This window comes from Henriciella sp. AS95 (assembly GCF_038900055.1).
In the GTDB taxonomy this organism is placed as follows: domain Bacteria; phylum Pseudomonadota; class Alphaproteobacteria; order Caulobacterales; family Hyphomonadaceae; genus Henriciella.
In genome coordinates, this window is the sequence record NZ_JBBMQM010000001.1 from 1,167,229 (window position 1) to 1,193,197 (window position 25,969).

A 25,969-nucleotide genomic window follows, 5' to 3' on the forward strand; every position below is an offset into this window, starting at 1 on the left:
TATCTGTTATTTTGGGAGGAATATAATGTTTAGAAATGAAGGAAGGAAGGCGCGGCTTCGCGCTTTATACGCAACTGTATCCGCTATTGTGGTGATCACTGGTGTCACCGAGGCCAGCGCACAGGACGGCGATGAGGAAACTTCGGCCAGGACGCTGGATAGCGTGCTGGTTACAGCGAGGAAGAAAGAAGAAAACCTTTTAACCGTTCCGCTCTCCGTCTCGGTGGTTGCTGGAGCCGACCTTGAGAAAACGGGTGTCCAGCAGCTGGGGGAAGCGCTTCAGGCGGTACCGGGGGTCAGCGTAACGCCAACACCGGTTGGAGACCTGCTGTTTATTCGTGGCATTGGGTCTGGTGAAAATCAGGGCTTCGAAATGTCAGTGGGGACATTCATTGATGGCGTCTATTACGGTCGAGGCCGGTCATCGCGTCATGCGTTTCTCGACATTGACCGGATTGAGGTGCTGAAAGGCCCCCAGCCAATCCTTTTCGGGAAGAATACGATCGGTGGCGCGCTCAATATCACGACGCGCAAACCCACCGACGCGTTCGAATTTTCGCTCGATGAGTATGTCGAACCCGAATTTGGGACGTTCAGAACCACCGCTGTCGTTTCAGGCCCCATTTCTGAAACTTTGCGCGGTCGGCTCGTCGCGCGTCACTACACGACCGATGGATTTGTTGAAAACAACTTCCTCGGAACCGACGCACCATCAAGAGACGATTGGGTCGCCAGAGGGATCCTTGTCTGGGAGCCTTCCGATACATTCGAGGCAACTCTCAAAGCGGAGTATGGCGAGGCCGAAATGGAGGGCGGGCGATCACAGATCACAAAGGCTGTGCCGTCCCTGATCCAGCGCATTCTACCGATCGCTCCAAACGCCGAGTTCAATCTGGATCACGTAAAATCCGGACCCGGAACAAATCCGCCGTTCAATCGGGAATTCGAGGACAATACGACCTATAACGGGACGTTGACCGCAGTATGGGATCTGGGGGCTCATGATCTGACGAGTGTTTCAAGCTATGTTGGTTATGATGTCGATTATTCATTCGACAGTGATTTCACGCCGCTCGATTTCATTCAGCAGGGGTGGGATCAGCGCTGGCACTCCTGGTCGCAGGAGTTGCGGATAGCGTCAACGGCGAGCCAGACGTTTGAATATCAAGCTGGTGTCTATCTTGCCAGCGAAGAGCTCGAGAGCTTCAAGGTCGAATCGCTGGACTTTGGCGCGGTGGGAATTCCGCTTGGCGACGGAAGCAGGGTTCGTGACTTTCATCAGCAAACGGACAACTGGTCGGCGTTTGCGGAAGGCACCTGGAACGCCACAGACGAGCTCTCATTCATTTTCGGATATCGATACACCGACGATAAGAAGACTTTGGATCGGGATATGTACTTTGCGGCCCTCGGGTCGACAGTGCCCAATCCCGATCTGCCGCCTTTCACTGCGGCCGGTCTCGGTTCGCCATATATTATTCGAGACCTGGAGCGCACAACCAGCAACGATTCGCTTGCTTTCACGGTTCGCTATCAACCGGGCGACCTGATGTACTATGCGTCCTATACGCAAGGCTTCAAGGCTGGCGGGTTTGACGAGGGCGACTCCAGCGGGATTCTCGATCGGATCATCTTCGACGATGAAACCGCTGACAGCTACGAGATTGGCCTGAAAGGCGAAACTTTGAATCGCAGGCTTCGCTTTGAAGCCGCTGCGTTCTATTCCGAATACGACGATCTGCAGGTCAGTATCTTCGATGGCGTCGCTGCGCTCCTGGTGGGCAATGCGGCTTCGGCAACATCTTCGGGACTGGAGTTTCAGAGCCAGTTTGCGGCCACTGATCAGCTCACTCTGGGCGTTTCCAGCACGTTTCTGAACTCCGAATACGACTCGTATGAGGCAGGTCCGTGCTCTTTCGGTCAGGGAACTGTTTGTGACCTGTCAGGTAAAACGCTGCCATATGCGCCGGAATTCTCTGGAGCATTTAACGCGAGCTGGGCAGATACACTCTCTTCCGGCTGGGGTTATGAGCTTCAGGGCAAGGTCTTCCATACGACTGAGTTTTCGACCGCTGGCGACCTCGATCCGGCTGTCGCCCAGGACGCGTTCTCAAAAGTCGACGCGTCTCTGACATTTACGTCGCCCAACGACACATGGACGCTGGCTCTCGTTGGAAAGAATCTGACTGACGAAACAACAGCTCATTTTGGCGACGACATTCCGTTGTCGAACCTGCTGGGCAACAACTACCAGCAATACGTCGATCCACCGCGAACATTGGCATTTCAAGTCAAGTACCGGTTCCAATAGCCATGCGCATAGCGTCGCCATCAAATCTAAAAGGAGAATACTCATGACAGCAAAAGCAGCAGTGCTTCAAAAGGGGATCGATAGCAAAAGTTTGCCCACCAGTGCTGAAATGATCGAAAGGGCGCGTGATCTGTCCAAGCTCCTCGCTGCACAGGCGGGCGAAGCTGAAAAGCTTCGCCGGCCGACAGATGAGGTTATTCAGGCATTGAAGGACGCAGAGATTTTCAAGCTGATGGCACCAAAAAAATATGGTGGCTTCGAGATGGATCTGGACACGTTTTTCGAGGTTGGGCTTGCTCTCAGTGAGGGCGATGCCTCAATGGCCTGGGTTGCTAATTTCTATATCGAGCATGTGTGGATTTTTTGCCTGTTTCCAGAACAGTTTCAGGACGAATTGTTCGCAGACAATAGTTACGCTCTGGCGCCAGCCATGTTGTCGCCGACCGGACAGGTGACCAACGAAGAGGGCGGTTTCAGGCTCAACGGTCGCTGGTCCTGGAGCACCGGGATCATGCATGCCGACTGGGTGCTGCCAGCCGCTATCGTGACCGGTGAAGATGGTAAGCGGGCGCCTGTCTTCTTCGCGCTGCCGCGATCAGAGGTCGAGGTTGAAGACGTCTGGTTCGTAGACGGCATGCAGGGCACTGGAAGCAACGATGTTCTGATCAAGGATAAATTCATTCCAGAGCACAGAATGCTGTCCTTCAAGGCGATGATCGAGGGCGAAGCGCCCGGAGCCAAGGTACACCCGAGCCCAGTGTACAAGACCCCGATGCTTCCGACGCTTGGCTTGGCCGCAGCCATGCCAGCCCTCGGACAGGCGCGGGCCTGCGTGCGGATGTTCCAGGAACGCCTGCACGACCGGATGGAAATTCACGGAACGCGGCGGGTTGGCACCGCTAGCAAGATGCGCCTCGCCCATGCCGAAGTGCGGGTCGATCAGATTTATCTTCTGCTTCGAAATCTCGTCGAGGATGTCATGGAGCTGCGCGAGAATGCGACCCGGCTGGACCGGACACGCTGGGCCACCCAGCTCGCCTTCGCTGTTGATCAGTGCAAGAGCGTAATTGCTTATGTGTGCGAGGCCGCTGGCGCCTCTGGTCATTTCCAGTCGAGCCCGCTTGGCCGGGCCGCCCGGGATATCAACACGGTGGGCGCACACATCGTGTTCGACCTTGATGCGCGCCTCGAACTTCATGGAGCAGCGATGCTGGGCGAGGAAATTCCGGGGATCCTGGTATGATCGTCCAGGAAATGCGGCTGGCTTCGCTCCGGGAGGTTGTGAGATGGCGGTAGTCGATCTCGAAGTTCGCGGGTCGATCGCGCTGATCACCATGAACCGTCCAGAGCAGCTGAACGCGATGGATGCCGAAATGGCGGTTGGACTGATCGATATCTTCGAACAGGTCCGTCAGTCGGAGGACATTCGCGTCGCCATCCTTACGGGGGCCGGCACAAAGGCCTTCAGTGCGGGCGGCGACCTTGGAGCCGTCATTCCCCTGATGACTGGCGCCCGGCCGCCAGAAACAGAGTGTGAACGGCGGTGGCTCGAAATCCGCAAGTCCGGCGGTCCGTTCAAAACTGACGTCGGCAAGCCGGTCATCGCGGCGGTCAACGGGCATGCTGTTGCAGGCGGCATGGAGCTGGTTCTCAACACCGATATTCGGATTTGTGCACCGCACGCCACATTTGGGATTCCAGAAGTAAAGGTCGGCCTGTTTCCGGGCGGCGGATCGACAGTCCGGCTACGCGATCAGATCCCGTTTGCGCACGCGATGCACGCCCTTTTGACCGGCGACTCATTTTCGGCGGAGGATGCTCTCAGATATGGAATGGTGAACGCCATCGTTTCTGCCGACAGCCTGATGGAAGAAGCGATGAAGATCGCTGAGAAGATCGCGGCGAATGCGCCGCTGGCGGTTCAGGCCATCCGCAGTTCGTTTCGCGATTGTACGGGTGTTCCCGAACAGCAGGCTCTCGCAATCGAGTCCGAGTATTCGGCGCGCGTTCATGCCACCGAGGACGCCATCGAAGGGCCAAAGGCTTTCTTGGAAAAACGCAAGCCCGACTATCGGGGACGCTGAGCCTCAGAGCGGGAATCAGACACAAATTGAAAGGAGTTGATCATGGATAACAAAGTGCAGGGACTGCATCATCTCGCGATCAGTACAGCGGACATAAAGGCACAGATCGACTTCTTCACCGACAAGCTCGGCATGGAGCTGGTTGCCCTTTACTGGATGCACGGCGCCAAGGAGACTTGGCACGGCTTTCTCAGGATGAATGACGAAAGCTCGGTTGCGTTTGTGCAGAGCCCGCTGGTTGGAAAGGTCGCCCCGAAGCTTGGCGAAACGCATGCGGGCAACCCGACAGCGCCGAGCGCAGCTGGGACCACACAGCACATCGCCCTCAAAGTCGCCGATATGGACGAATTGTTCCGTATGCAGAAACGCTTGCGGTCCAAGGAGGTGCCGGTGCTTGGGCCGGTCGATCATGGCTTCTGCAAATCCATCTATTTTGCCGGACCTGAAGGCCTTGCGCTGGAACTGTCCTGTTCGGAAGGGCCGATTGAGCCAATGAGCTGGATCGACCCGGACGTCGTTTCGCGCGCGGGTATCAATGATGAAGAGTTGGCGCGTTACCTGAATCCGCCGGAATTCGATGTGCCCGAGCAACCCGTCCGCCAGCCTGACACGAGCGGGCCGGGCCCGCACATGTCGAACTATCCGCCCGGCATCTACGAAAAGCTGATGGCCGTGCCGGACAAGGATATCTGGGATGCGAGCGAAAACGAGCCACCCGTAAGTGGCAAATCATGAGTGCCAGGAAAGGACCGCTGGCCGGCTTGAGGATTATAGAGCTTGCCGGTTTGGGGCCGGCCCCATTTGGCGCGATGCTGCTTGGCGATATGGGGGCGGAAGTCATCCGGATCGACCGGACAAGCGGCGGTGGCGGGATCGGCGTTAAGGCAAAATTTGACGTCCTGGCCCGCAATCGCAAGACCTTGCGGCTCGACCTCAAGCATCCGGATGGTAAACAGGCCCTGATGCAGATGCTCGAACAGGCCGACGGCCTGATAGAAGGCTTCCGGCCAGGTGTGCTCGAGCGGCTCGGTTTTGGCCCTGAGGAATTGCTGAAGCGCAATCCGCGTCTTGTCATTGGGCGCATGACCGGTTGGGGCCAGGATGGCCCTCTCGCCCAGACAGCCGGCCACGATATCAATTACATCGCGCTGGCCGGCGCCCTCTACAGTATTGGCGAGAAGAATGGACCGCCTGTACCGCCCCTCAATCTGGTCGGTGATTTTGGCGGTGGCGGCCTCATGCTGGCCTTCGGGATGGTGTGCGCGATGATGGAGGCAAAGGGGTCCGGCCAAGGACAGATCGTCGATGCAGCGATGGTGGATGGTGCCGCTCTGCTGACAGCGGGCGTTCACGGCATGCTGGCCCAAGGCATGTTCCAGGAAAAACGCGGCGAAACCATCCTCAATGGTGGGGCGCCATTCTATGCGGTGTATGAGTGTTCTGACGGCGAGCACATCACGATTGGCTCCCTCGAACCGCAATTCTTTGCAGAGTTGATGGCCCGGCTGGACGTGGATGAAGAGACATTCGGCAATCGCAATGATCCGCGACAATGGCCCGACCAGCGCGCCATGCTTGAGGCGATTTTCAAGACCCGCACCCGGGACGAATGGACCGCGATCCTGGAGGACACCGATGTGTGCTTTGCGCCCGTCCTTCGCATGACAGAAGCGCCTTCGCATCCTCACAATAAGAGCAGAGGCGTGTTCGTCGATGTTGATGGGTCCGTCCAGCCGGCACCAGCGCCAAGGTTCAGCCGGACGCCAGCGGGAGACTGTACGCCGTCCATGGCGCCGGGAACGCATACGGACGATGTCCTGGCTGGGTACGGCTTTAGTAGCGAAGACATTCAAAGATTGCATGAGGCCGGGGCAATTGCCGGTCCCCGGGAGGCGAAATGACGCTGATCGGATATGTCCCGGTAAAGAGTGTCGCCGCGCGCACCGACGGAGCGTGATCATGGACCAACGCGATCTTCGCCAGATTTTCAGTGCGTTCGCGACAGGCGTCACAGTCGTGACAGCCTATGATGATGAAGGCGCGCCTCTCGGCATTACGGCCAATTCGTTCACTTCGGTTTCGCTTGAGCCGGCGCTGGTGCTGTGGTGCCTCGACAATCGCAGCCGGCACCTCTCGACCTTTTCAGACGGCACGCCGTTCTCGATCCATATTCTGAGTGAAGGGCAGGAAGACACAGCGATGCAGTTTGCCCGGTCCGGCGCATCCGGCCTGGAGCAGCGCGCAGACGAGGCCAGTGGGCTCACGCCAAAAATCGACGGGGCAATGGCCCGTATCGAATGCCGCGTCGCAGACCTGCATGTGGCTGGCGATCACACGATCATCATTGGTGAGATCAGGGAGGCCGAGATCGCGGAAGCCGCGCCGCTCGTGTTCCAGAAAAGCCGTTTCGGGCAATTCACGCCGGCGAGCCAGCTTAGCGGACAGGAAGCCTGGCACATCCTCGTCGATATGTGGTCGTGAGGACAGCAAAAAAATTCGTGTACAGAGCAAAAGAGTGGGCTTGAAAGCTGCTCGCACAGGGAAGAGGAACCGCAATGAAGGGTATCATGCAGTCTTGGCCGCTGACGGTGAACAAGCTGATCGAACACGCCAATCATGTGAACCCGACAAGGGAAATCGTCACGCGACGCGTCGAAGGACATATCGAGCGAACGACCTATCGTGACATCTACATCATGGCCAAACAGGTTTCGAACGCATTGATTGATGATGGGATCGGTCTTGGCGACCGCATCGCGACGCTGGCCTGGAATTCCGAACGCCATATGGCAACCTGGTACGGAGCCATGGGCATCGGTGCAATCCTGCATACGGTCAATCCGCGTCTGCATCCCGATCATATTGCCTGGATCGTAAATCATGCCGAGGACAAGGTGCTGATCCTCGATAAGACCTTCCTGCCCATCATCGAGTCGATCCGAGAGAAGCTGACTTCAGTAAAGCGGTTTGTGATCTATGCTGATGATGACACCATGCCCGACAATACGCTCGGGGCCGTGGCCTTCGATACCTGGGTTCGTGCCCGCCCGGCGGAAGCACGCTGGGGGGACTTTCCCGAAGATACCGCTTGCGGTCTTTGCTACACGTCCGGCACGACGGGCAACCCCAAGGGCGTTGTCTATTCGCATCGATCAAACCTGCTGCACACCTTCATCGCCCTGAACAAAGACGCGCTTGGCATCGGGACGCAGGACTCGGTCATGCCGGTTGTACCAATGTTTCACGCGAATGCGTGGGGTCTGGCGTTCGCGTGTCCAGCAGTCGGATCGAAGATCGTGATGCCGGGCGCCCAGATGGACGGCGCCTCGATCTATGAATTGCTTACAGTCGAAAAGGTATCGTTTACCGCCGCGGTTCCAACCGTCTGGCTCATGCTGATGACACATCTGCAAGAAAACGACCTTAAGCTGCCGCATCTGAACAAGGTTGTGATTGGCGGATCGGCGCTGCCGGAGCGCATCCTGCGCGCCTTTGAAGAGGATTATGACGTTGAGGTTATCCATGCATGGGGGATGACGGAGACGTCGCCACTCGGCACGCTCGGCACCTTGCCGGCAGACCTTGCCGAGGCAGACCTCGACCAGCGCATTCAGCACAAACTCAAACAGGGGCGCCCGCCCTTCGGAGTCGAGCTCCGGATCGCCGATGATGAGGGGCAGACCCTCCAGCATGACGGGAAAGTTTCCGGAAGGCTGCTCGTGCGCGGCGCGGCGATTGCCGCAGGTTATTTTCGCGGTGATGGCGGCGATGTTCTCGACGGTCGCGGCTTCTTCGACACCGGTGATGTCGCGACCCTCGACGAGCAGTGCACGATGCAGATCACTGACCGCGCCAAAGATGTCATCAAGTCTGGCGGCGAATGGATTTCATCGATCGAAATCGAGAATATTGCGGTCGGCCATCCTAAAGTCGCCAACGCCGCAGCGATCGGCGTCTATCACCCGAAATGGGATGAGCGGCCCTTGCTGATCATCGAGCCAGTCAAGGATGAGCCCCCGACGCGCGAAGACGTGCTGGCTGAACTCGAGGGCAAGATCGCCAAATGGTGGACGCCGGACGATGTCGTCTTTGTCGACGCCATCCCGCTTGGCGCGACTGGCAAGATCAACAAGCTAGCGCTGCGCGAGCAGTTCAAAGACTACAAGCTGAGCACAGCTTGATCCTTATCCCGAAACAGAATCGAGCGGCAATCCGATGACCGGCCCCCAGCACCAGAACAAGTTCGTCGTTGTCGTCATTCTCAGCGCAATTTACGGCGTGAATTACGTTGATCGACAGATCGTCGCGATCCTGCTTGATCCGATCAAGGCTGAGTTTGGCGTGTCCGATACGGTGCTCGGCCTGCTTGCCGGGCCAGCCTTCGCGCTTTTCTACGCAACCGTGGGCGTGCCGCTGGCCATGTTGGCGGACAGAACCAGTCGCAAGAGGCTGATCGCCTGGTCGCTGGGATTTTTCAGTCTGATGACGCTAGCCTGTGGGCTCGCCGCCCAGTTCTGGCAACTGCTGATCGCCCGCGTTCTGACCGGCGTTGGGGAAGCAGGGACCGGCCCAGCATCCCAGTCGCTTATATCAGATTTGTTCAGGCCTCATGAGCGCGCGACGGCGCAGGCCGGCTACGCAGTCGGAGTGAATGTCGGGCTGATGATCGCCTTTTTCTGCGGCGGCTGGATCGCGCAGGAATTTGGCTGGAGGGTGGCCTTTATCGTGGCCGGATTGCCGGGGCTCGTTCTCGTACTGATATTGATGGCCTTCGTGAAAGAGCCTCTCCGCATCAGTAAGGACGATGAGCCCGACAATCCGACGCTTGTCGATACGGTCAAGGTACTCTGGCAGCGCAAGTCTTTCCTGTGGTTGATCATCGGTGGCGGGCTCAGCGCTTTCGCTAGCTACGGCGTGACGATGTTCGTGCCGTCCTTTCTGATGCGGTCACATGGACTGAACCCTGCGGATGTGGGCTTGATCCTGGCGCTCTTTGTCGGGCTTGGCGGCGGCACCGCCACCTTCCTTTCCGGTGTTGTTGCCGACAGGCTCAGCCGGAAGGATATGCGCTGGAACATGTATGTGCCGGCGATTGCAGCGCTCGTCTCGCTGCCATTCTGGCCGATCGTGATCATTCTCGACAACAGCTTGCTCGCCATCGGGGCGCTGGCTATTCCGCTGGCGCTGGGAATGGTTTTCATCGGACCGCTGATCGCAACAGTGCAGACCCTCGCGCCCGTCCGAATGCGGGCGAGGGCGGCGGCAATCCAGATGCTGATTGGTAATTTGATCGGGCTCGGTCTTGGCCCGCTCGTGATCGGATTTGTGAGTGATGTATTGCGCCCATCTCTCGGCGAGAATTCCCTGCGGTTCGCACTCCTGGCCGGCGTGCTGGCAAGTGTCCTGTCGATGATCGCCTATATCGTCGCGGCCCGATCGCTCCGCAAGGATATCGAAATGACCGGCGAAGTCCGGTCTGAGGAAACCGGACCCGCCGCGTCGGCATCAGCCGGCAGCATGCCAACTTAAGCGGACGTTTCCTTGGACGGTTTCCCGTCGTCAGCGCTTTTGGGATGCGCGTAGTAGTGAGACATATCGAATTCGGGGAAATCCATCGCCTCGATTTCGGACTTCGCCTTGTCTAACTGCGCCAGAATGCGGTCTTCCAAATCGTAGCTGAACGTGTCGCGTAGTTGTGATTCCACGGCTGTGCCGCGTTCTTTCGGATCTTCCAGGTACCACTCTACCGTGCGACGCAGCGCCGTGGTTGCTGTTACGGGCGTATAGTTCAGCCGGTTCAGATTGCTGGTATCAAGAATGTGGTGACCAATTGTTAGGGGCCAGCGCGCATATGGCCAGGCAGGCCTGGCGATTGCAGCCGGCGCTGAAACCATGTCGACAGTCTTGCCCATGGTTTCAGCGATCAGACGGATCCATTTGCGGAGCGTGATTGGTTCTGGATCGGCGCAATTGAAGATCTGGCCACCTGAAGCGTCGGGGTCTGCAACAGCTGCCAGAACAATACGAGCTGCGTTTTCAGCATAGAGGATGCTTTGAAGCAGAAAGCCGCCTTCGGGAACGATGATCCGCTCTCGTCCCTCGAGTAGACGGCGGATGATGCTCCATTCCGTGGCGCCAGGCTGGCGAGGTCCATAAATTTTCGGATATCGCAGGACGGTCCCTATAAAGTCACCATGGCGATGAGCCCACTGAAGCGCAGTGTCGGTTTCGACGACACGTTGGCCGAACTTTCCGACCGGATCGAGCGGCGTTTCAGGCGGCATGGCACCACCTTCATCAAGGTAGGTTGCTGTCCAATCGCGCTCCACGCCACTTTCCGAACTTGGGCGCATTGTGGCTGGCGGATCGATCCAGTTGGGATAGAAAGTAGAGGTCACGCCAATAAAGTGTTCGACATGACCTGTGAGGGCCTGCGCCACGAAACGCAGTCGGCCGTACGATGCAATGACTGTGTCAAAGTAGCGACCACTCACGACATCCTGTACAGGCTCAAGGAAATTCGGGTCTGCGATAATACGTTCGACCGGCGCGTCGTACTCGACGGGGTGACGTCCTGTGTTCATGACCGAGACCTCATGTCCTTCAGCGATGAGGGAGTTTACGATAATGGGCCCCGTCGGTCCGCCGCCGCCTACGAGAAGAATCCGTTTTTCTTTTGTCATTTTATCCTCTTATCCTTCACCGTTTGATCTAGCGTTTGGCGGTGTAAGTCGCTTTTGGTCGTTATTCGGGTGGGTCTAATTTCTCTCGACGACACCATAATTATATTACCGATATGAGTAACATAATTCTTTTATATTATGCAATATTGGAAATTGTAGCGTCGGCGAATAAAGACAGGGGGGAGCAACAGAGCTGTGAGGCGAAATCGAAGCTGCTGAGCTGTTTCTCGTAAACCGCATTCTGCGATCAAGTTCTAGCAGATCTGACGAAAATGGCGGTTAGAGACTTTCGACGAAAATTGCGGGAGGTGCAGGGAAAATCGGGCGCGCTGAGACTCGAGTCCATGAAAAAGCCCGCCAGTGGCGGGCGATTTGGCGACGTCCCGGATCTGGTCTTCAAATCAGGGGCCCAAGTGGCGGAGAGAGAGGGATTCGAACCCTCGGAGCCCTTGCGAGCTCACTAGTTTTCGAGACTAGCCTATTCAACCACTCTAGCACCTCTCCGTGGGGCGGGGGGATAGCGTGTGCGGGGAAGTGGCGCAAGCCCTGGATTTCATGCATATCGGGGTTTGACATGGGCCAGATGATAGTGTTTATCCGCGCCTTCATGTCCGGCGCCGTGCGCGTGCGGACAATAAACTAATTTCACCTTCCGGAAGGATGAGGCATGTTCGCGGTCATTAAGACTGGTGGCAAACAGTATAAAGTCGCCGAAGGCGATGAGATTGTCATCGAGAAACTCGCTGCTGATGCTGGCGCAGATGTCACTTTTGACGTTCTGATGCTTGGCGACGGCAAGAACGTCACTGTTGGTGCACCGCTCGTGTCGGGCGCGAGCGTCGTCGGTGAGATTGCTGCCCAACGCAAGGGCGACAAGAAGCTGATCATGAAGAAGCGTCAGCGCAACACCTATCGCCGCAAAAAAGGCCACCGCCAGCTTGAAAGCGTTGTCACGATCACGTCGATCCTGACGGACGGCAAGAAGGCCCCGGCGAAGAAGGCTGCTGCGCCTAAGAAAGAAGACGCTCCGAAGACCGAAGCCAAGGCTGCACCTAAGAAGGAAGCGCCGGCTGCTAAAAAGGAAGCTGCTCCCAAGAAAGAGGCCGCTCCTAAGAAAGAAGCAGCACCGAAGGCTGAGGCAAAAGCAGACGCCAAGCCAAAGACGGACGAGCGCGGTCGCCTGAAGAAGGCTGAAGGCAAGAAGGATGATCTCAAAGAGATCACCGGTGTCGGCCCCGCCATGGAGAAGAAACTCAACGAAGCGGGTATCTTCCACTTCTGGCAGGTTGCAGACCTTAACAAGACGCAGGCGTCTGAGCTTGATGACGAGGCCGGTCTCGGCGGACGCATCGAGCGTGACGAATGGGTCAAACAGGCCAAGAAACTGGCAAAGGACGCCTGAAGTCTGGTATAGGCTTCAAGGAAAGATTGAAGGAACGCCCTCATGGCACACAAGAAATCAGGCGGTTCATCACGTAACGGACGCGATTCGAACCCGAAATATCTCGGCGTGAAGAAGTTTGGCGGCCAGCACGTTGTGCCCGGCAATATCATCATCCGTCAGCGCGGCACCAAGACCTATCCAGGCAAGGGTGTCGGCATGGGCAAGGACCACACCCTCTTCGCGCTTGAAGAAGGCAAGGTCGAGTTCAAGCGCTCGCGCGGTGACCGTCAGTATGTGTCGGTCGTCCCGATGGCTGACGCTGCAGAATAAGGCCGGGGCCAAACGGGGCTTCTTGCCACCGTTTGATCAAACCGGACAAGAAATTGCGAAGGGGAGACAGGTGGCTGTCTCCCCTTTTGCTATGCAGCGGGCAGGAAGGCACTGTTCCAAGGAAGGATGACCGGACATGGTCGAGGCAATCAGGACAGAGCGGCTCCTCCTGCGCGAGCCTCGCGTCTCGGACGCAGAGGCGGTTACCGACCTTGTCGGCGATCCGCGCATCTATGAGAAGGTCGCGCGCATCCCGGCCGGCCAGACCCTACAGCAGACAGAGACATTCCTCCTGAAGACGCAGCGCGGGCGCGTGCTCGATACCGATCATATCTACATCATCGAGAAGGACGGCGCGCTCGTCGGCCTCGTCTCGGCGCATAGAAACGGCGCGGGCGAGACCTTCGAGATCGGCTACTGGCTTGCGCCGGCGCATTGGGGGCAGGGCTATGTCACTGAAGCCGCCCGCGCCCTTATCGGCTGGCTCGAGGAGCATGGCCGCGGTGATGAGCTCATCTCAGGCTATTTCGCCGACAATCCCGCCTCAGGCCGAGTGCTCGAAAAGCTCGGCTTTACGAAGACGCACCAGGCGCCGGTCTATTGCCTCGGGCGCCACGCGCATATCGACCACATCTTCATGGTCAGACGCGCCAAGGCGCAGTAAGGACAGCTTATGAAATTCCTCGACCAGACGAAGATCTACATCAAGGCCGGCGATGGCGGGCGCGGAAGTTCTTCTTTCCGGCGCGAAGCCTATGTCGAATTTGGCGGCCCGGATGGCGGCGATGGTGGACGCGGCGGCCATATCTGGGCCGAAGCCGTTGAAGGCCTCAATACGCTCATAGACTATCGCTACCAGCAACACCACAAGGCCGAACGCGGCGGGCATGGCATGGGAAAGCAGCGTCATGGCAAGGGTGGGGCCGATAAGGTGATCAAGGTGCCAGTCGGCACGCAGATCTTCGAGGAAGACCAGGAGACGATGATCGCTGACCTGACCGAAGTCGGCCAGCGCGTCATGCTGGCGCGCGGCGGCAATGGCGGCTGGGGCAATCTCCACTTCAAGACCTCAACCAACCGCGCCCCGCGCCGTGCCAATCCGGGCGAGGAGGGCGAAGAGCGGACAATCTGGCTGCGCCTCAAGCTCATCGCCGATGCCGGTCTGCTGGGCCTGCCCAATGCCGGCAAGTCGACCTTCATGCGCGCGGCCACAGCCGCCAAACCAAAAGTCGCGGACTACCCGTTCACCACGCTTCATCCCGGCCTTGGCGTCGTCGATCTCGGCCCCGGCACGCGCTTTGTGCTGGCCGATATTCCGGGCCTCATTGAGGGTGCAGCCGAAGGCGCCGGCCTCGGCCACCGCTTCCTCGGCCATGTTGAGCGCTGCCGCGTCCTCTTGCATCTCGTTGACTGCACGCAGGACAATATTGGGGAAGCCTGGCAAACCATCCGCAAGGAATTGGAAGATTACGATCCTGAGATGGCGACCAAGCCTGAAATCGTTGCGCTGACCAAGATCGATGCGCTGACCGAGGAAATGGTGGACGAACAGGCCGCCGAGCTGAAAGCCGCTTGTGGACATGAACCGCTGAGAGTTTCCTCGGTTTCCGGCGCAGGTGTTCGAAAGGCGCTCGGCCTGATCGCGAAGGAGCTTGGTCACCTCGACGCCATGGAAGAAGATGACGTGGCCGAAGAGGAAGGCTGGGAGCCCTGATGCAGGGCGTTCTGGAAAAAGCGAACCGGATTGTCATCAAGACCGGGTCGGCCCTGATCGCGGCGCAGGGCGAGCCCCGGCGTGAGTGGCTGGCGGGACTTGCCAGAGATATTGCCGGGCTCAAACAGTCAGGCAAGGAAGTGGTCCTGGTATCATCAGGTGCTGTCGCGCTCGGCAGGACGGCGCTTGGCATCGGCAAGCCGAAAAAGCTGGAGGAAAAGCAGGCCGCTGCCGCCTTCGGTCAGCCTCGCCTGATCGCCTCGATTGCAGAGGCTTTCGAGCCGCACGACATCCGCGTTGCCCAGGCGCTGCTGACGCTTGAGGACACAGAGCGCCGTCGCCGCTGGCTGAATGCACGCGCCACGCTCGACACGCTTCTTTCGGCGGGGGCCGTGCCGGTCATCAATGAGAATGACACCGTGGCGACGGACGAAATCCGCTACGGCGACAATGATCGGCTCGCGGCCCGCGTGGCTCAGATGTTGAGCGCCGATGTCCTCATCCTGCTGTCCGACATTGATGGACTATACACGGCTGATCCGCGCAAGGATGCGGGGGCAGAACATATCGGGCATCTGACAGAGCTCACGGAAGAGCATGATGCGATGGCGGGCGATGCCAATGATAGCGCGGGTGTCGGGTCCGGCGGCATGGCGACCAAGCTTGCCGCCGCAAGAATTGCTTTTGGCGCTGGTTGTGCAACAGCGATTACGCTTGGCGATCGGGTCAATCCTATCGGCGCGCTGGCTGCGGGGGAGCGGGCAACCTGGATCATCCCACCCGTTTCGCCGGCGACGGCGCGGCAGACCTGGCTTCAGGGACATCTCACGCCGGAAGGTGCCATTATCGTTGATGACGGCGCTATCGCAGCTCTGAGGGGCGGATCAAGTCTGCTGGCAGTCGGCGTGTCCAGCGTAGATGGCCGGTTCGAAAAGGGGGCTGCAGTCGCGATTCGGGACCAGTCAGGCCAAACTGTCGCCAAGGGCGTAACGGCATATGATGCAGCGGATGTTCAGCGGATTGCCGGCCTCAGAAGCGAAGACATTGAAGTTCGACTTGGCTACCGTGGACGCCCTGCCATCATCCACCGTGATGATCTCGTTCTGGAACGATAGCCACCCATCGAAAATTTCTTGACGTTACTGGCTCATGCTGGCCCATTGCGCGCCAATGGGAGAAAACGTCATGTCAATCAAGCGGATCGGGCTGGCCCTCGGGCCTCTGATCGCGATCGGGCTGGGGCTGGTCGGGCCGCCAGAAGGCCTGGTTCTTTCGCCTGACAGTCCGGACCTCAACTATCCTGCCTGGTACACATTCTGCCTGCTGGTCTGGATGGCGGTCTGGTGGATAACGGAACCTATCCCCATCGCCGCAACTGCGCTTTTACCATTGGTCATTGTCCCACTGATTGGAGCAGGTTCGCCAGTCGAGGCGGCGGCGGGCTATTCCAGCCCGATCATCATGCTGCTGCTGGGCGGCTTTATCATAGCGCGCGGTGTGGAAGTCTGGAATCTGCATACGCGGATTGCGCTGAACATCGTTTCGAGATCTGGCAGTGGCCCAGCGACGCTGGTCGGAGGGTTCATGGTGGCCACGGCCGCGCTGTCGATCGGCATTTCAAACACCGCAACGACCCTCATGATGATCCCGATTGCGGTGTCGGCTGCCGCGATGATTGGCGACAAGACTGGAACATTTGACGTCGCTGTCATCCTGGGCGTGGTTTATGCCGCCTCGATCGGCGGTGTGACGACCCCCGTGAGTACGCCAACCAATCTCATCGCCATTGACTGGTTGCGGCAAAATACGGGCGCAGACATCTCCTTTCCGTCCTGGATGATGTTCGGCATACCAGCGCTGCTTCTTCTATTGCCGACCGCATGGTTTGTTGTGACGCGCAATATGCCGAAGCTGGAGCATGGCAGAGCCGCCGTCTCCAGGTTTCGCCGGCAGCTCGACGAATTGGGCAAGATGAGCGCGCCGGAAACCCGCGTTGCTCTCGTGTTCGGCGCGGTCGCTCTCTTGTGGATCCTTCGCCCGTTCATCAACTCGATTGGAACGGCCAACGATATTCTGCCCTTGGCTGCGCTCACAGACATGTCGATTGCCATGGCCGGCGCTGTGTTTGTGTTTCTCGTGCCCGCCGGACCGGGACGTGGCCGCGGCCTGCTGACATGGAAGGAGGCGGAGGACCTGCCTTGGGGCGTGATCCTGCTGTTCGGAGGCGGCATCAGCCTTGGCCAGGTTATCAAGACGACCGGACTATCTGAGTGGATCGGCGAGCAGTTGGGCGTTCTCAATACCTTGCCGCCGCTTTTCTTTGTCGGCGCAGTGGTGCTCTTGGTGATTTTCCTGACCGAAGTCACAAGCAATGTCGCGACAATGACCACGCTCGCGCCGGTTCTGGGCGCGCTTTCGGCTGCGGTTGGATTGCCTGCAGAAGCCTTGCTGGCACCGGCAGCTGTGGCGGCGTCCTGTGCTTTCATGCTGCCTGTTGCCACGGCGCCCAACGCGATTGGTTATGCGACGGGGCATGTTTCTGTGGAGGACATGGTCAAGCGCGGCTTTGCCATCAACATGGCCGGTATTGTGATCATCACGGCAATCGGGTTCTGGATCGCACCGATGGTGTTGTAGGCTAATCAGTCGTCTTCATCGCTCTCGCCGAAGCCGTCGGCGATGAGCGCCGCAACAGCATCGACAGCAGCCTCAGCCTCACGCCCGCTCGCCTTTATGTCGACTTCGCTGCCTTGATGGGCCGCCAGCATGAGCAAATCCATGATTGATATGGCGTTCGCAACATCGCCGTTCCGCAGAACATAAACGTCCGCTGGCAGCGTTGCCGCCAAACGGGCGAGTTTGGCAGATGCACGAGCGTGCAGCCCCTTGCGGTTCACGATACGAACACGCCGTTCGATGCTCGTTGTATTTTCAGTCAAGCCGTCTGACCCATTACTTCTGAAGCAATGCGGATATATTTCTGTCCCGCGTCGCGACCAACGCTGGCCGCTTCGTCCAGCTTCGAATGCTCGCGGACTTCGATCAGCTTGATCAACATGGGCAGATTTACCCCCGCGATCACTTCAATCTTCGCATCTGGCATGACCGAAATGGCGAGATTTGAAGGTGTCCCACCAAACATGTCGGTAACGATGATGACGCCCTTGCCGGTATTACAGGCGGCGACGGTTTCGCGGATCTGTTCCCGGCGCGCGTCGATGTCGTCTTCGGCCTCAATTGAAATCGATCGGAAATAGTCCTGCTCGCCAACGACGTGCTCGGTGGCTCTGACGAGTTCACGCGCCAGTTTACCGTGACTGACGACCACAATGCCGATCATGTCTTCTCTACCTACAGCCCCTATCGTCAGAATGCTGACAGACATCGGCGGTACGTCAAGAATAAATTGCCGTCTTGGTCAGGTCGCAGGGAGCTCCACGATGAAGCGCGCGCCACCCTGTGCGCGGTTTTCCGCGCTGACGCTGCCCATGTGAGTTGTCACGATCTGACGCACGATAGACAGGCCGAGACCGGAATTCTTGCCGAAGGCCGAGCCTTTTGGGCGGTCCGTATAGAAGCGGTCGAAAATCTTCTCCAGCTTGTCGTCCGGAATGCCTGGACCTTCGTCTTCGACGATAACACGAGCGGTCGTCTGTGGGCCGTCCCGTCCCTGCTCGATGCGAACAGACACTGTGCCATGCCTGGGTGAGAAGGATATCGCATTGTCGATGAGATTGCGGATGACCTGGCCGAGCGGACCTTCGCGGCCGCGCACACGAAGGCCGGCACCCATGGTCTGGTCATCAAACGCGACAGACGGCATGTCCTCATCCAGACCGATGTGTTCGTAGGTGGAGACAATGTCCGAAACGAAGCGGGAAATGTTAAGCGCTTCGGTCGGCACGCGCGTGATTTCAGCCTCCAGGCGCGAGGCATTGGAAATGTCGGTGATCAGCCGGTCGAGACGCCCGACGTCCTGAGCGATCACCTTGTGAAGTTTCTGCATGGCTTCGGGGTTGTCCTGCACCCGCTCAGCGGTTTCGACGGCTGAGCGAATGGAGGTTAGCGGGTTTTTCAGCTCGTGCGCGACATCAGCCGCGAAACGTTCATTGGAGGTGATGCGTTCAAACAAGGCCTCCGTCATCGCTTCCATCGAGCTTGCGAGAGCGCCAATCTCATCGCGGCGGCGCGTAATGTTGGGCAGATCAAGCTGTTGCGTGGATCCGGAGCGAACGTCATCGGCCGCCCTGGAGAGCCGGCGCAGTGGGCGAGCGATGCCCAAGGTGAGCAAAGCTGAGGTAATAAGCGCCACCAGCACAGCGACGCCGATAAAGGGTATGAGGGCCGCTCGTTCGGCGCGAATGATATCGTCGATATCGTTGGATTCGAGCGTCAGGACGCCGACAACCGCCGAAACGTGTTGCACCGGGACCGACACTGAGATGATGCGCTGGCCACGGTCATTAAAGCGCTGGCTTGCCGCTTCGCCGCCATCGAGGGCAACAGCGAATTCTTCCTCGAAAGTTTGCGTGCGCACGGCATCGCCGCCGCGATTTGGTACAAGCGCTCCGAACGTGGAGACAGCCCATTCCGACAGCGACCGGCCCCACCGCGATAACTGGCTTGGCTCCTGAATAGGCGGAAGCGCTGAAACGATCACGCGATCAGACAGGAAATAGCTATCGCCAATCAGATCGACATCCGGCCCATATACCTTGCCGCGAACCGACACCGGCAAGGACAGGTCCGCAAGCGTTGCGCGCGCGAGTTCTTCGTCCATGACAGGTTGTGGCTGGCCAAAGGTTGCGCCTTCGGCCAGCAGGTTTGAAAAGACCTGCGCCTGTCCGATCAGGTCTTGTTTCTTGGCGACGACGAAGCTCGCCCGCATCTCGTTCAGCACCATTGCGCCGATGATCAGAATGGCAAGGCCGGCGAGGTTGGATGCAAAGATAAGCCGGGCGATACGCGAGCCGACGAGCCGCTTGCTCCCCTCCCGGAATTCCCTTTTGCTTTTATCCTGCCTTGCCATGCGCCGACCTGTCGTCTGCCTGCACGAACGCCCTATGCGTCGGCTTCGACTTTCATCGATACGATCGAATCTGGATTGCGGACAGGCTCACCGCGCTTCAGCTTGTCGATATTGTCCATGCCGTCCGTGACCTTGCCCCACACTGTGTACTGGCGGTTGAGGAAGCTGGCATCATCGAAGCAGATGAAGAATTGAGAGTTGGCCGAGTTCGGATTGTTCGTACGCGCCATCGAGCACGTGCCGCGAACATGCGGCTCATTGTTGAACTCCTGCGCCAGGTCCGGCTTGTCAGAGCCGCCGGTACCGGTGCCATTCGGGCAACCGGCTTGCGCCATGAAGCCATCGATCACACGGTGGAAGACGATGCCATCGTAGAAGCCTTCGCGGGCCAGCTCTTTGATACGCTCAACATGTTGTGGCGCGAGGTCTGGGCGAAGCTCGATCTTTACCGGGCCCTGAGTTGTTTCCATGAGGATCGTATTTTCAGCGTCAGCCATAATGCGGCCTTTCCTTGTTCAGCAGTTTTCTTGTTGTCCCGCCTAACGCACAGGCAGGCAAAAGGGAACTCAGGAGATGTGCGCCAAACGCGCGCCTTGCAAGCCGGGTGTGTTGCTATCGGTGTGTCAGACAAAATAAGTGGCCGCCCGATTGGGCGGCCAGAATATCAGCTTTCATTGTAACGATAACCGACGCCATAAAGCGTCTCGATCGCGTCAAACTCATCGTCGACTTCGCGAAACTTCTTGCGAAGGCGCTTGATGTGGCTGTCGATAGTGCGGTCATCGACGTAGATCTGATCGTCATAGGCTGCGTCCATAAGCTGGTCGCGTGACTTCACATAGCCGGGCCGCTGCGCCAGCGACTGCAGGATCAGGAATTCAGTAACGGTGAGACGCACCGGGTCACCATCCCACGAGCAGGCATGGCGGTTCGGGTCAAGCGTCAGACGACCGCGAACGATCGGTTTCTGGTCGGTTTCCTCATTGCCAGGCTCACCGGCGCGCGAGCGACGCAGAACCGCTTTGACGCGCTCTGAGAGCAACCGGTTGGAGCAGGGCTTCCGAACAAAATCATCAGCACCGATGTTGAAGCCGATCACCTCGTCGATCTCTTCATCCTTGGAGGTGAGAAAAATAACGGGCAATTCAGACGTCTGGCGCAGGCGGCGCAGCAATTCCATACCGTCCATTTTGGGCATCTTGACGTCAAGAATGGCGAGATCAGGCGGCGTTTCGGTCAAGCCTGACAGGGCGGCAAGTCCATCATGGTAGGTTTTGACGGTATAGCCTTCCGCCTCAAAAAACATTTTCAGCGATGCCACGATGTTCTCGTCATCATCCACCAGGGCGATCGTCGCCATTGCTGCCTCCTTCAAACCCAATCCGGCTGAGCCAGGTTGTCTGTACATCGTGTCTTGAACCATGCTTTTCTCCATGCCGGAACCCCCGGTCAAGGATTAGTGAAGACTGCAGGTGTGGCAGAGCTTGGCGGGGACGAAGACGATTTGAAGGCATTCCGTGTTTCAGATTGCCACAATTGTTAACGGATACTCCTCGAGAATTGTGCACGGAACTTGCATTTCGCCTGTCAGGATAGTTCCGAGGACAGCGAAAATGACCGACAATCGTGTAAACTGGGTCGATTACGGCAAAGGCATCTGCATCATCCTGGTCGTGATGATGCATTCCACGATCAATTATGGTCACATGGTACATGGTACGGGATGGATGCACGATGTCGTCGCCTTCGCCAAACCGTTCCGCATGCCGGACTTTTTCATGATTGCAGGTCTCTTCCTGTCGCGGTCGATCAATGGCCCGATCCGGGACTATATTGACCGCAAGGTCGTCCATTTCGCCTATTTCTACGTGCTGTGGCTTGCGCTTCAGACGGTCGCATTCGAAGCAAATCTGTTGCTGAATGATCCGGCTGCGGTGGGGATGATTTTCCTGAAGCAGCTGATATTTCCGGCCAGCAGCCTGTGGTTCATCCACCAACTTCTGTTTTTCTATGTGGTGACCCGTCTGGTGCGCCAGCTGCCTCCGTTCGCCGTTTTCCTCGGCGCGGCTCTGCTGCACGCAGCATTTTATCGCGGCGCCGTCGAGACCGGCTGGTCTGTCACCAACCGTTTCGCGAACTGGTATGTCTTCTTCTTTGCAGGCTACGCCTTTGCGCCATTCGTGTTCAAATTCGCAAAAGAGGTGTCAAACCACTTTGAAGTTGCCATTGCGGGTCTTCTGGCCTGGGCCGTCTGGAATGGCACGATCGTCAGCTTTGGCGTGAGCGAACTGCCCGGTGTCAGCCTGGTTCTCGGCTTTGCAGGCGCTTTCGCCATCGTCACCGTGGCGTCTCTGATGGCGCGCTTCAGCGTGGGTGAGGTCATCCGTTATGCAGGCAAGAACTCGATCGTGATTTACCTGACATTCTTCATCCCCATGAAGGTTGCGCAGAAAGTCTTTGCGTCGACCGGGATCATTCCCGATATCGGCACGGCCAGCCTGCTGGTTCTGGTGATTGGTGTTGCCTCGCCACTGGTCTTCCATTGGATGATCAAGTCGACGCCGCTGAACTTCCTGTACACCCGGCCGGCCATGTTCCGCCTCGATCAGCGTAAGACGCCGAAGCCCGCTGCGGGAAGCATTGCCGAGCCTAATCCGACCTAGATATTGCAGGACCGGCAATCGACTTGCCCGTTCATCATGGACTGTCCTATCCTCCCGCCTGATGCGCGTCTGCATCGGGTGGGAGAGATTTTATGCGGATTCTGATCGCGTCGGCACTTGCCGGATTGTTCGCCTTGCCGATGATGGCTGAGCCGCGAATTGCGCTCGTCATTGGTAATTCGACATATGAAACCCCCGGCTGGGCCTTGGAAAACCCGGAGCGTGATGCGCGCCTGATGAAGGCAGCGCTGGAAGGGCTCGACTACGAAGTGATGACGGTCCTCAACGCTGATGAGGACGGCATGGAGCAGGCGTTTGCTGATTTTGGCGCGGCGCTGAAGGAAGCCGGTCCGGATGCGACAGGCTTCTTCTTTTTTGCAGGCCATGGCGTGCAGTCCGAAGGCCTCAACTATCTGATCCCGACAGACCTCGTCGCCTATAACGAGGCCGACATCTGGGCCAATGCCCCGCGTCTGGAATTGCTGTTTCGCTATCTGGAAAATGCGGGCAACGCAGCGAACTTCATTGTGCTTGACGCCTGCCGCAATAATCCCTTGCCCGCTGCAGTTCGCAGCACCGCGGGTGGGCTGGCACCGGCCGGACGTGTGCGTGGAACGCTGATCGCTTATTCGACAGCGCCTGGCGCCGTGGCAGAAGATGGTGTGGACGGAAACAGCGAGTTCACGCTGGCCCTGTCCGAACTTATCTCTCAGCCAGGAGTCTCTGCTGAAACGCTGTTCCGGCGGGTGGCGACGCGGGTGGAGCAACGCACGGGCTATCGCCAACAGCCATGGGTCGAAAGTGGCCTTCGCGGGACGCAGGACTACTGTTTTGCCGGGTGCGACGCCGATGAGGGTGAAAAAGCTGAAGCGGCGGCTTTGATGGCGTCTCTCACGTCAGAGAGCCCGGGCGTGCTGAAGAGTTTTCTGGCGGCTTTCCCGAACACAAAAAGCCGGTCACTGGTGGAAACTCGCCTTCGCCAATTGGAGGCGCCGGACCCAACCGAGATGGAAGCCCTGAGTGATGAGGAGGGCGCGTCCCTCACCGATCCATCGGAGTCCCTGGATGCGCCTGGCGACGTCGACATCTCCCGTGGCTACAACAGTGAGGGCGAGATCATCGATCCCTCTGAAAGCCAGGAAGAGCCGGAAAGCGTCGCGCTTACAGAGGGGCAGGTGAAAGCGATACTGGGCGTCGATACGCTGATCGGTGACATGGTCTCACCCTGGCGCAAAGATGTCATGCAAACGGCGGCGAAGGCAGCCTTTATGACACGGACCAGTGATGGTGCCCCGGAATTCTCGCGGCTTGATGATGACCTGTTTGTCTTTTTCGGTTTCGAGTCCGCAGAGATCACGCCGGAAGCGGCTGAGCACCTTGAATTATTTGCAGATTATTCGGCGTCTGGGCACGCTGAAAACGGCACCATACGGGTCGTTTCAGGCTGTTCGGGCGATGAGATGAAGCTGAGTATCTGCCGGGAACGGGCGAAGGCAGTGGAAGCCTATTTGGTGGCGCAGGGCGTGCCTCAGGAAGCCTTTGAATCCTATCAGAATTATGGAAAGCACCGGCCCCTGCAGGACCCTGGTTTCGGTATCGATGAGAAGGCAATGAACCGCTACGCCATGGTCCAGTTACTGGAATAAATCCTCTGGGAATTTCGGTCATTTCAGCTCGGTTTGGACAGGCCGATCTTAGGCCGATTTTAGGCCGATTACGGGCCGATACCGGGCCGATTACAGGTCAATGCCGGCCCAGCGCTCGAAAGGGTCGCGTAGAGTCAATATTGCTTCAGGCGTGAACCAAATTATGTCAGGGCCTTGCATTTGAGTGCCGGGGTCAGGACGTCATGGAAAGCACATCGCCGCCATCCTCCATGCCCGAGCGTCGTCTCTCGCGAAGCGAAGTTCTGCTTCTCACGCTCGCTTCGGCGGTGGTCACGGCGAACGCCTATTACATCCATCCTATCATCTCTGAAGTCGCTCGCGGCTTTGATGTCGGTCAGGGGCTCATCGGCATTGTGCCGGGGGCGAACCAGATTGCGCTCGCATTGGGTGTCTTGTTGCTGCTGCCGCTGGGCGACCGCATCTCAAACCGCAAGCTGGTGACGTTCACCGTGGCCGGGCAGTTCCTGTCGATCACGGGCATGGCGTTCGCGCAGGATTTTCGCCTGTTCACGCTGGCATCCACGATTCTCGGCTTTTTCACGATCGCGCCATACCTGTTGCCAACCTACGCGTCCAAGCGGGTCGACCCGGCGAGGCTCGGTGCGGTTACGGCGACGCTGACCACCGGCGTGATCGGTGGCATTCTGGTGGCGCGGGCGGGTGCAGGTGTCATTGCTGAAACGCTCGGCTGGCGGACGGTCTATTACCTTGCTGCGGGCCTCATGCTGATCGTGTCGGTGCTTCTGCCATTCATTATGGATGAGCGTGAGGCCGGGAGCGATAAACAGCCCAAGCAAAGCTATTTCAGCCTGCTTTTCTCGATGTTCGGCCTCGTCAGGCAGAACCCGGAAATCCTGATTTCCGGTTCGATCCAGGGGCTCGGCTTTGGCATCTTCCTGTCGGTCTGGATGGGGATTGGCCTACACCTGCCGGACATGGGCTATGGTGTCGATACGGTCGGATATCTGGCGGCATTCTCGATCCTCAACCTCTTCACCACACCCTTGCTGGGAAAACTGGCCGATAATATCGGGCCCTACAAAGCGAGGCTGATTTTCGCGTCAGTGAACTTCCTCGGCGTCTGTCTGCTCTGGCCGATGGGGCACAGTGTCTGGCTCCTGATCATCCCGATCATGGTGATGACATTTGTCGGGCCGGGCGTCGACATTTCCAGCCGCATGACTTTCCTCAATCTCGACCCAAAAATCCGCACCCGCCTGATGACGGTGTACATTGTGATCATGTTCACTGGCGGCGGGATTTCATCGTCTGCGGGGACGGCCGTTTATGATGCGTTTGGCTGGGTCGGAAACGCCGTCCTTGCCGCGGGGATGTCAGCGACCATGTTCAGCCTCTGCGTGATCGCCTGGTTGTGGAAAGGCCGGGGCGCGGACCAGGCGTCCTAGGCTCTGATGCTTTCCAGATAATGCGCCCAGGCCGGGTTCAGGCCGACGGTGACGGCCACGATCAGGCCGACGATGAGGAAAGCCGCGCTGATAGAGGTCGAAGCGTAGACCGTCTTATTCTTGCGCCAATCATACAGGACCGGGACAAGGATCATCAGAATCCAGAGCGGCAGAACAAACAGGCCGGAAAGGCCCATTGATGCGAGCAGGCCGATAAGGGCTGGCGGCAGGACAGAGATGCTGGCGTAGATCATGAAGCGCTTGTGAGCGCGCGGCACGCGCCGCCCGATGAAGCCGAGCAGGTACAGGATCGCAAACGAGACGACGGTCTGGGCGCTGGCGAGCACGGCATAGGGGTCTTCATGGATCAGGAAGTGGCGACCGGCGGCGTAGGCGCCGGTATAGATGAGTCCGCCGGCCACTGCGAGACTGAGGACACCAAACCGCTTGTGCCGGATCATGTTGTGACCGCGGATGAGTGTCGCCTGAAACGCAACGAGCGCATACCAGGTCAGCATGAAGATGGCATGCGCGACGACCGGGAGGGGCGGTTGAGAGTCGTTTGTATAATCGAACGCTGCCCGCCCGCCGAGACCGACCAGGGCAAGCAGCAGCAGGAACAGGCTGAAATACTGAAAAAAGGGCTCACCGGCCTTTGGGCGTCTTGCCATGCTCTCCACGTCCCTCCCACAGGATCA

24 protein-coding genes and 1 tRNA gene are annotated in these 25,969 nt (G+C 58.3%); 17 read left to right on the top strand and 8 right to left on the bottom strand.

The features are described from left to right. Positions 1–25: 25 nt before the first annotated feature. The 8 genes from WNY37_RS05835 (at position 26) to WNY37_RS05870 (ending at position 9,924) form a co-directional block, all read left to right on the top strand. Positions 26–2,311 (top strand): TonB-dependent receptor, encoded by a 2,286-nt coding sequence (locus WNY37_RS05835; RefSeq protein ID WP_342972522.1) that lies wholly within the window; start codon positions 26–28, stop codon positions 2,309–2,311. Between the two features lie 43 nt (positions 2,312–2,354). Beyond that, positions 2,355–3,554: an acyl-CoA dehydrogenase gene (locus tag WNY37_RS05840; RefSeq protein ID WP_342972523.1), complete on the top strand. Its 1,200-nt coding sequence runs from the start codon at positions 2,355–2,357 to the stop codon at positions 3,552–3,554. A 43-nt stretch (positions 3,555–3,597) separates the two neighbouring features. Continuing rightward, entirely contained in the window at positions 3,598–4,395 is a 798-nt protein-coding gene (locus WNY37_RS05845; RefSeq protein ID WP_342972524.1) for an enoyl-CoA hydratase-related protein, read from the top strand. Between the two features lie 42 nt (positions 4,396–4,437). Continuing rightward, the gene (locus tag WNY37_RS05850) at positions 4,438–5,130 is read left to right on the top strand and encodes a VOC family protein (RefSeq protein WP_342972525.1); all 693 of its coding nucleotides are present in this window, start codon (positions 4,438–4,440) and stop codon (positions 5,128–5,130) included. Next, the gene (locus WNY37_RS05855; RefSeq protein WP_342972526.1) at positions 5,127–6,296 is read left to right on the top strand and encodes a CaiB/BaiF CoA-transferase family protein; all 1,170 of its coding nucleotides are present in this window, start codon (positions 5,127–5,129) and stop codon (positions 6,294–6,296) included. The genes WNY37_RS05850 and WNY37_RS05855 overlap by 4 nt, the downstream gene beginning before the upstream one ends. Before the next feature lie 58 nt (positions 6,297–6,354). Continuing rightward, positions 6,355–6,876, top strand: coding sequence for a flavin reductase family protein (locus WNY37_RS05860; RefSeq protein WP_342972527.1), 522 nt, complete (start codon positions 6,355–6,357; stop codon positions 6,874–6,876). 74 nt (positions 6,877–6,950) lie between these two features. Beyond that, complete coding sequence (locus WNY37_RS05865; protein WP_342972528.1) at positions 6,951–8,576, top strand: long-chain-fatty-acid--CoA ligase; 1,626 nt, start codon at positions 6,951–6,953, stop codon at positions 8,574–8,576. 34 nt (positions 8,577–8,610) lie between these two features. Beyond that, entirely contained in the window at positions 8,611–9,924 is a 1,314-nt protein-coding gene (locus WNY37_RS05870) for an MFS transporter (RefSeq protein WP_342972529.1), read from the top strand. Here WNY37_RS05870 and WNY37_RS05875 read toward each other — a convergent pair. Next, positions 9,921–11,078, bottom strand: coding sequence for an NAD-dependent epimerase/dehydratase family protein (locus WNY37_RS05875; RefSeq protein WP_342972530.1), 1,158 nt, complete (start codon positions 11,076–11,078; stop codon positions 9,921–9,923). The genes WNY37_RS05870 and WNY37_RS05875 overlap by 4 nt on opposite strands. A 414-nt stretch (positions 11,079–11,492) precedes the next feature. Beyond that, positions 11,493–11,582, bottom strand: a tRNA-Ser gene (locus WNY37_RS05880). 163 nt (positions 11,583–11,745) lie between these two features. On the opposite strand from WNY37_RS05880, the gene WNY37_RS05885 reads away from it, so the two are divergent. The 6 genes from WNY37_RS05885 to WNY37_RS05910 all read left to right on the top strand — a co-directional run bounded on the left by WNY37_RS05885 (position 11,746) and on the right by WNY37_RS05910 (position 17,143). Then, positions 11,746–12,480: a 50S ribosomal protein L21 gene (locus tag WNY37_RS05885; protein WP_342972531.1), complete on the top strand. Its 735-nt coding sequence runs from the start codon at positions 11,746–11,748 to the stop codon at positions 12,478–12,480. A gap of 42 nt (positions 12,481–12,522) precedes the next feature. Then, entirely contained in the window at positions 12,523–12,792 is a 270-nt protein-coding gene (rpmA, locus tag WNY37_RS05890; RefSeq protein ID WP_342972532.1) for a 50S ribosomal protein L27, read from the top strand. Between the two features lie 136 nt (positions 12,793–12,928). Next, complete coding sequence (locus WNY37_RS05895) at positions 12,929–13,456, top strand: GNAT family N-acetyltransferase (protein WP_342972533.1); 528 nt, start codon at positions 12,929–12,931, stop codon at positions 13,454–13,456. Positions 13,457–13,465: 9 nt separating this feature from the next. Then, positions 13,466–14,506, top strand: a complete 1,041-nt coding sequence (obgE, locus tag WNY37_RS05900) for a GTPase ObgE (protein ID WP_342972534.1) — start codon at positions 13,466–13,468, stop codon at positions 14,504–14,506. Continuing rightward, complete coding sequence (gene proB / locus WNY37_RS05905; protein ID WP_342974873.1) at positions 14,494–15,621, top strand: glutamate 5-kinase; 1,128 nt, start codon at positions 14,494–14,496, stop codon at positions 15,619–15,621. The genes obgE and proB overlap by 13 nt, the downstream gene beginning before the upstream one ends. Before the next feature lie 70 nt (positions 15,622–15,691). Then, complete coding sequence (locus WNY37_RS05910) at positions 15,692–17,143, top strand: SLC13 family permease (RefSeq protein WP_342972535.1); 1,452 nt, start codon at positions 15,692–15,694, stop codon at positions 17,141–17,143. A gap of 5 nt (positions 17,144–17,148) precedes the next feature. On the opposite strand, the gene WNY37_RS05915 is transcribed toward WNY37_RS05910, so the two are convergent. The 5 genes from WNY37_RS05915 to WNY37_RS05935 form a co-directional block, all read right to left on the bottom strand. Beyond that, positions 17,149–17,445 carry an HPr family phosphocarrier protein gene (locus tag WNY37_RS05915; protein ID WP_342972536.1) on the bottom strand — a complete coding sequence of 99 codons (297 nt, stop codon included), beginning with the start codon at positions 17,443–17,445 and terminating at the stop codon, positions 17,149–17,151. Beyond that, entirely contained in the window at positions 17,442–17,846 is a 405-nt protein-coding gene (locus WNY37_RS05920) for a PTS sugar transporter subunit IIA (RefSeq protein ID WP_342974874.1), read from the bottom strand. Before WNY37_RS05920 ends, WNY37_RS05915 begins: the two co-directional genes overlap by 4 nt. Before the next feature lie 78 nt (positions 17,847–17,924). Further along, positions 17,925–19,535 carry a stimulus-sensing domain-containing protein gene (locus tag WNY37_RS05925; protein ID WP_342972537.1) on the bottom strand — a complete coding sequence of 537 codons (1,611 nt, stop codon included), beginning with the start codon at positions 19,533–19,535 and terminating at the stop codon, positions 17,925–17,927. Positions 19,536–19,567: 32 nt separating this feature from the next. Then, positions 19,568–20,032, bottom strand: coding sequence for a peptidylprolyl isomerase (locus WNY37_RS05930; RefSeq protein WP_342972538.1), 465 nt, complete (start codon positions 20,030–20,032; stop codon positions 19,568–19,570). Positions 20,033–20,199: 167 nt separating this feature from the next. After that, positions 20,200–20,895, bottom strand: coding sequence for a response regulator transcription factor (locus WNY37_RS05935; RefSeq protein ID WP_342972539.1), 696 nt, complete (start codon positions 20,893–20,895; stop codon positions 20,200–20,202). Positions 20,896–21,148: 253 nt separating this feature from the next. Here WNY37_RS05935 and WNY37_RS05940 point away from each other — a divergent pair, with 253 nt between their 5' ends. From WNY37_RS05940 to WNY37_RS05950, 3 genes are all read left to right on the top strand, one after another. Beyond that, complete coding sequence (locus tag WNY37_RS05940) at positions 21,149–22,198, top strand: acyltransferase family protein (protein WP_342972540.1); 1,050 nt, start codon at positions 21,149–21,151, stop codon at positions 22,196–22,198. 92 nt (positions 22,199–22,290) lie between these two features. Then, positions 22,291–23,844 carry a caspase family protein gene (locus tag WNY37_RS05945; RefSeq protein WP_342972541.1) on the top strand — a complete coding sequence of 518 codons (1,554 nt, stop codon included), beginning with the start codon at positions 22,291–22,293 and terminating at the stop codon, positions 23,842–23,844. Between the two features lie 203 nt (positions 23,845–24,047). After that, positions 24,048–25,271 (top strand): MFS transporter, encoded by a 1,224-nt coding sequence (locus WNY37_RS05950; RefSeq protein WP_342972542.1) that lies wholly within the window; start codon positions 24,048–24,050, stop codon positions 25,269–25,271. On the opposite strand, the gene WNY37_RS05955 is transcribed toward WNY37_RS05950, so the two are convergent. After that, positions 25,268–25,942: a hypothetical protein gene (locus WNY37_RS05955; RefSeq protein WP_342972543.1), complete on the bottom strand. Its 675-nt coding sequence runs from the start codon at positions 25,940–25,942 to the stop codon at positions 25,268–25,270. The two genes, WNY37_RS05950 and WNY37_RS05955, sit on opposite strands and share 4 nt — an antisense overlap. Between the last annotated feature and the right edge of the window lie 27 nt (positions 25,943–25,969).